Origin of the sequence: Streptomyces sp. NPDC057654 (genome assembly GCF_042800135.1) — a bacterium.
Classification (GTDB): Bacteria; Actinomycetota; Actinomycetes; order Streptomycetales; family Streptomycetaceae; genus Streptomyces.
In genome coordinates this window covers 1-3,833 of the sequence record NZ_JBHVHQ010000829.1, presented here as the reverse complement: position 1 = coordinate 3,833, position 3,833 = coordinate 1, and the positions used below count along the sequence as shown (strand labels likewise).

General features: G+C 71.8%; 4 protein-coding genes and 1 pseudogene. 3 read left to right on the top strand and 2 right to left on the bottom strand.

The annotated features are described in order from the left end of the window. Together ACFU99_RS36670 and ACFU99_RS36665 are read left to right on the top strand one after the other, a co-directional pair. Positions 1-456 (top strand): annotated as a pseudogene (locus ACFU99_RS36670) (NADH:flavin oxidoreductase/NADH oxidase); the annotation flags it as partial. Between the two features lie 300 nt (positions 457-756). Next, the gene (locus ACFU99_RS36665; protein ID WP_384400876.1) at positions 757-1,152 is read left to right on the top strand and encodes an ArsR/SmtB family transcription factor; all 396 of its coding nucleotides are present in this window, start codon (positions 757-759) and stop codon (positions 1,150-1,152) included. Between the two features lie 93 nt (positions 1,153-1,245). Here ACFU99_RS36665 and ACFU99_RS36660 read toward each other — a convergent pair whose 3' ends face one another. Next, positions 1,246-2,589, bottom strand: coding sequence for an FAD-dependent oxidoreductase (locus tag ACFU99_RS36660; RefSeq protein ID WP_384400873.1), 1,344 nt, complete (start codon positions 2,587-2,589; stop codon positions 1,246-1,248). Positions 2,590-2,701: 112 nt separating this feature from the next. Then, a complete protein-coding gene (locus ACFU99_RS36655) occupies positions 2,702-3,115 on the bottom strand; it encodes a nuclear transport factor 2 family protein (RefSeq protein ID WP_384400870.1) in 414 nt (137 codons plus the stop codon). A 175-nt stretch (positions 3,116-3,290) separates the two neighbouring features. Here ACFU99_RS36655 and ACFU99_RS36650 point away from each other — a divergent pair. After that, positions 3,291-3,833, top strand: a 543-nt coding sequence (locus tag ACFU99_RS36650) for a LysR family transcriptional regulator (protein ID WP_384400867.1), incomplete at its 3' end; no start/stop codon positions are given.

Below are 3,833 nucleotides of genomic sequence, written 5' to 3'. Positions count from 1 at the left end.
CTGGAGGTCGTCGACGCCGTACGGGCCGTATGGCCCGAGGAACTGCCCGTGCTCTTCCGGATCTCCGCCACCGACTGGCTGGAGGAGAACCCCGAGGACCCGCGCGAGGGCTGGACCGCCGACGAGACCGTGCGCTTCGCCAAGGACCTGCTGGCCCACGGCGTGGACCTGCTCGACGTGTCCACCGGCGGCAACGCCTCCAAGGCCGTCATCCCCGTCGGACCGGGCTACCAGGTCCCCTACGCCGCCAAGGTGCGCGAGGAGACGGACCTGCCCGTCGGCGCGGTCGGCATGATCACCGAGGCCCGGCAGGCGGAGGAGATCCTCGCGGGCGGCCAGGCGGACGTCGTGCTCCTCGGCCGGGAACTGCTGCGCGACCCCTACTGGATCAACAGCGCCGCCGCCGAACTGGGCGACGAGCCGCGCCGCCCCGTGCAGTACGCCCGCGCGTACTGACGGCTACGGCTGCCGTACGGGACCTTGCCGTATGGGACCTGCGCGTACGTACGGACTTTGGCCGTACGCGCCCCGGAACCCGTACGGCCCTTGGAACGGTACGAGTCCTGGAACCGTACGAGTCCTGGAACCGCGTACGAGCCCGGAGCGCGGGCCCCCGCTGGTGCCGTCTGCGCCAACGGGGGCGGCATTCCCGCGAACCCGCGTATTACGGTGAGCCTCGTACCATTGATGGGGCCGACGGCCCGACAGTCGGACGACCGGCGGATCGGGCGGGCCGACCAGCCAGGAGGAGCAGCCGTGCAGACCCAGACCCAGCCTCAAGCGCGGACCGGCGGCCGCTCCCTCGAACACCCCGCGCCGGAGGAGATCCGGCTGGAGAACGTGCTCCACGCGCTCTCCGACCCGATGCGCCTGCGGATGGTGCGGACACTGGCGGAAACCGGCACCGAGCAGTCGTGTTCCGTCTTCGACCTGCCGGTGTCCAAGTCGACCAGTACGCACCACTTCCGCGTGCTGCGCGAGAGCGGCGTGATCAACCAGATCTACCGCGGCACGGCCAAGATGAGCGTGCTGCGCCGCGACGACCTGGACGTGCTCTTCCCCGGCCTGCTCGACAGCGTGCTGACGGCCGCGAGCCACCAGGACGAGCGGCTGGGCGGCAGCCGCCGGGAGGAACTGCCCGACGAGGGCTGAGAGTCGCCGGCGGGCGGGGCGCGTACGCCCGCTCACGCCCGCCCACGCTCCCCCCGCCTACGCTCACGCCCGCCTGTTCACGCCCGTCTACGCTCACGCCCGCCCGTTCGCGGCCGTCAGCAGCCCCTCCCAGTCGGCGATCTTCACCGTCGTACGCCCCAGCGCACGCCCCAGCTCCGCCTCCGCCGCCTCGATGCCGAGCCAGCCCGGCCACTCCACCACGGCCTGACCGCACCGCCGCAGCGCGGCCCGCGGATCGGCCGCCGGGCGACGTTCCGCCAGGGCCTCCGCATCCGCCAGGAGCGAGGCGACCGTCTCCTTGGCGCAGGAGCGGTTGGTGCCGATCACCCCGGTCGGGCCCCGCTTGATCCACCCGGCGACGTACTCGCCGGGGGAGGGCGCCCCGCCCCGCAGTACCCGCCCCTGCTCATGCGGCACCGTTCCGCGCTCCGCGTCGAACGGCAGCCCCGCCAGCGGCACGCCCCGGTACCCCACCGACCGCAGGACCAACTGCGCCTCGATGTCCTCGAACACGCCCGTACCGACCACGCCGCCGTGCCCGTCCGGCGCGGTCCGCTCGAAGCGCACGGCGCGCACTGCGTCCTCGCCGAGCACGGCGACCGGCCGCAGGAAGAACCGCAGACGAATGCGGCGGGGAAGACCACTGGGCGGAACCTCGCACCAGCCGCGGACGACGTCCACGTTGCGCCGGTTGGCGGCGGGCAGCCCCGAAGGGTCGGCGAACGCCGGGTCCAGGGCGGCCTCTTCGCCCCGTACGGACACCTCCGCGCCCGGCAGCGCGCCCAGTTCACGCAGCTCCTTGGTGGTGAACTTGGCCTGCGCCGGGCCCCGCCGCCCCACCAGGTGGATATCCGCGACCCGGCTGCCGGCCAGGGCCCGCAGCGCGGCGTCCGGCACGTCGGTGGGACGCAGCTCCTCGGAGCCGCGCGCCAGCACGCGCGCCACGTCCACCGCCACATTGCCGACCCCGATGACGACGGCGGAGCGCGCGCCGAGCACGAAACCGCCGGGCAGGGCGTCCGGATGGGCGCTGTACCAGGAGACGAACTCCGTGGCGGAGAAGCTGCCCGGCAGGTCCTCGCCGGGCACCCCGAGCCGCCGGTCGGTCCCGGCGCCCACGCAGTAGACGACCGCGTGATAGAGGTCCAGGAGCCGGTGCGCGGGCACCCCCGCGTCCCCCACCAGCACATTGCCGAGAAAAGAGATGCGTGGATGCTCCAGCACCGAACGCAGGTTGTTCTGAAGGGACTTGATCTTCTCGTGGTCGGGGGCGACGCCGTACCGCACCAGACCGTACGGACAGGGCAGCCGGTCCAGGACGTCCACCGTCACCCCCGGCACGGACTCCTGTTGGACGAGCGCCTGAGCGGTGTACACCCCGCTCGGCCCTGACCCGACGACCGCGACACGAAGCACGGAGGAGCTCCTTCCCGAGGGATGCGCCCAGCATCCCACCGGCGAGCGAAACGGGGGAGGCGCGCATTCGGCGCGTCCCGGTACATCGCGGAGTTCGGACGAATTCCGTGTTTCAGATGAAGAAGGCGTTCATTCCCGTCACATCCGAAAGATAGGTCTCGATCGCGCTGATCCGGCCGTCGCGCAGAAAGCAGACCGTGGCCAGGTACTCGTCCAGTACCCGCCCGTCGCGGGAAGCGGTGTTGTGCAGGGAGAGCGCCAGGTTGTCGCGGCTGACCAGGACGCGTTCGAACGCGAAATGCACGCCGTAGCCGGCGATGAGCCGGGCCCGCTCGATCACCGCGTCCGCGCCGCGGGCCGTGCCGGAGATCTTGTTGTCGCCGGGCAGCGTCCAGACGGCGTCCTCGGTGAGCAGGGAGCGGATCAGCTCCCAGTCGCCGGTGGTGAGACCGGTGTGGAAGCGCTCGGCGATACGGGCCTTCTCGGCGTCGCCCGGAACGGCGGGTGCAGTGGGCTGCTCAGACATGCGGCTTGCCTCCATGAATCATGTGCGTCATGTGCGTCATGTGCGTCACGTGCGTCACGTGCGGTGAGTCGTACGGTCGATGCGGGCGCCCGTGGAAAACACCCTCCCCGGGGCGGCCGAAAAAGAGAAATGCCGCGATGAGCAGCACCTTATGCGTCTCTTGCATAATGTGCTGATGAGCATGGACGAGCTGCGCTGGTTCCTCGCGGTGGCGGAGACCGAACACGTCACCGAGGCCGCCGCGCTGGCCGGCGTCTCACAGCCCACCCTCTCCCGCGCGATCGGCCGCCTGGAGCGGCGGCTCGGCGCCCCGCTGTTCGACCGGGACCGCAACCGGCTGCGGCTCAACGACTACGGCCGCGTCTACCGTCGGCACGCCCGGCGCGCGCTGGAGGAGCTGGAGACGGCCGAGGACCGTATCGCCGCCCTGCGCGCCCCCGCCGAGGACGCCGTGCGGCTGGCGTTCGTGCACTCGCTCGGCGGCTGGCTGGTGCCCGAACTCCTCGCCGGCTACCAAGGCGACTGGCCGGAAGCTCGGCTGACGCTGCATCAGGAATCCGCGGAGAACGTTCGGGACCTGCTGCTGGAAGGCGCCGCGGAACTGGCGCTCACCGGCCCGCGACCGGCCGGCGGCCAGTGGGAGTGGCTTCCGCTGTACGAGGAGGAGCTGAAGCTCGTCGTACCGGCCGGGCACCGGCTCGCGGACCGCGCCTCGGCG